The 2,093-nt window shown below is 73.2% G+C and carries 2 protein-coding genes; both read right to left on the bottom strand.

All coding sequences use genetic code 11. The features are described from left to right. Positions 1 to 235: 235 nt before the first annotated feature. Positions 236 to 1,450 carry a peptidoglycan-binding domain-containing protein gene (locus ACWD26_RS12770; RefSeq protein ID WP_451269120.1) on the bottom strand — a complete coding sequence of 405 codons (1,215 nt, stop codon included), beginning with the start codon at positions 1,448 to 1,450 and terminating at the stop codon, positions 236 to 238. Positions 1,451 to 1,467: 17 nt separating this feature from the next. Beyond that, positions 1,468 to 2,093, bottom strand: a 626-nt coding sequence (locus ACWD26_RS12765) for an IPT/TIG domain-containing protein (protein WP_451269118.1), incomplete at its 5' end; no start/stop codon positions are given.

The following is a 2,093-nucleotide window of genomic DNA, read 5'->3' as shown; positions in this document are numbered from 1 at the left end:
GGGGCTTTCGTGGGGCTGCTCCGCGGCGACCCGGCAATGGGAGCGCTGGGGCCCCGTAACACAACCGCTGGGGGTTCCCCCCGCCCCGCCCCCGTCCCGCCGGGGGCGCCCGGCGGGGCCCCCCCGCGGCGGTTTCCGCGCCGCACCCGCCCCCGGCGTGCGCGCGACAGAGCCGTCCGGTCGGGTGTGCTGTCGTCGCCCGGGACCACCGCGCCGCCGGTCGGTCGCTGCCCGGTCATGCCGTGACAGTGAATCCGTGTCTGTCGCCGAGCCGGGTCAGGGAGTCACGTCCCGGTACCCCGTCGGCGTCACCGCCACGATAGGAACCGCCTGCTCTGCTGCGTTGCCAGGCGGCGTAGGCCGCGAGGGTCCTGGTTCCGAACGAGCCGTCCACATACCTGCGCTCCAGCAGCCCTTCGGCGGCGAGCGCCTCCTCCACGAGGCGGACGTCTCTCGGGTACGTGTGGTGGCCGTCGGGTGCTGGGGGGTCCTTGACGGCGGAAGCGACGACACGAGCAAGGCTCACCCTCGGCCGGGCCTCGGTCTGGGGCCCGGTCCCGGTTCCCACGGTCAGGACCTTCACGGTGTCGATCGCTCCCGGATCACCGTGGTCGTTGCCCGGTACGTGACAGTGGCCGAAGTGTCCGCCTGCGGACTGCCACACGGAGCGTGAGCGGGGTGCCGAGCCTCCGGGGTACGGCACGGGAGGGCCCGCCGGCCAGTCGTCGGGTACTCCCCAGGAGTGGATGGCGGCGAGAATCCCCTGCCATCCCGGCTTCTTCCGCGGGTCCCAGCCGTCGGTCCACGGGCTGGAGGCGTGGCCGAGGACCTCGATCTGGACACAGACCCGGCCCTCGCGATTGGTGCGGCGAGAACCGTCGTTGCGCAGGGCGCGTGCCGAGTGGTGCAAGGGGCCGAACTGCCCGACTCGGTCGGTGACCGGGCAGTAGATGAGGTGCGGTTCGGCGGCCACCTCGATCAGGTAGGAGGCCACCGCCTCCAGGTACTTCCCTCCGGCCGGGGACTCGGTGGTGTGGTGCACCACCCGGGGCGGATTGCGGGGCGTGTCCATCGGGCCGCCGATCACTCCGTCACCGAGCCGGATCGCGGCATCGATCCACACCGTGCCCGGCTCCCGGACCGTGAGCGAGGCCACCTCGGCGACGGCACCGGCCTCGGGCCCTTCCTGCTGCGAGCCGCGGGCGTACCGTGCCCGCCCCCGGTGGCGTGCCGAGGGCAGGGCAGTGCCGATGGGCTGGTACCAGTCCAGGTCTCCGTCCTCACGCAGGACGAAAACGGAGCCGGGCCGGCGCGGAGACTCGACGACGCGGTGCGGCGTGCAGGGCAGAGCGGCCAGGGCGCGTACGAGCCGCAGGTGGTGCGCGTCCACGGTGCCGCAGTACGTCACGGACCTGTCGACGTGCACGACGGCGGCGTGGAAGAAGGTCATCTCGGGCTCCCGCCGCATCAGATGCCGGGCGCGGCGATCCGCGTGTACGTCAAGCCGTTGCTGGTGCCGGCGGGTGTGGTCACCGTGACGGAGACCGGCCCGGCGGGGCCGGCCGGAACGACAGTGGTGATCTGCGTCGGCGAGGCCACGGTGAACGACGCGGTGACGGCGCCGAACTGGACGCTGGTGGTGGCCGCCAGATTCGTGCCGGTCAGTGTGACGACCGTGCCGCTGTCAGTCGGTCCCCGGTCAGGCGCCAGGGTGACCAGCACCGGAGCGTCGAGGTAGATGTACTCGGCGGGGTTGCTGGTGCCGCCGGGGGTGGTCACCGTGACCGTCGCGGCACCGGCCGCGCGGGCGGGGGCCACCGCGGTGATCTGCGTGCTGCTGTTGACGGTGAACGACGACGCCGCCACCCCGTCGAACCGCACCGCCGTCGCGCCGAGGAGGTCGCTGCCGGTGAGCGTGACCGTGTTGCCACCCGCCGTGGGTCCGGAGACAGGGGCGAGGAGGGTCAGCGAGGGCGGCGCGGCGTAGTAGAAGAACGCGTGGGGATCGGCGGCGTTGCTGGTGCCGCCGGGGGTGGTCACCGTGACCGCCGCTGCACCGGCCGCATGCGCGGGGGCCACCGCGGTGATCTGCG

The sequence above is a fragment of the Streptomyces sp. NPDC002787 genome, assembly GCF_053592095.1.
This window is presented reverse-complemented; position numbering and strand designations above follow the sequence as displayed.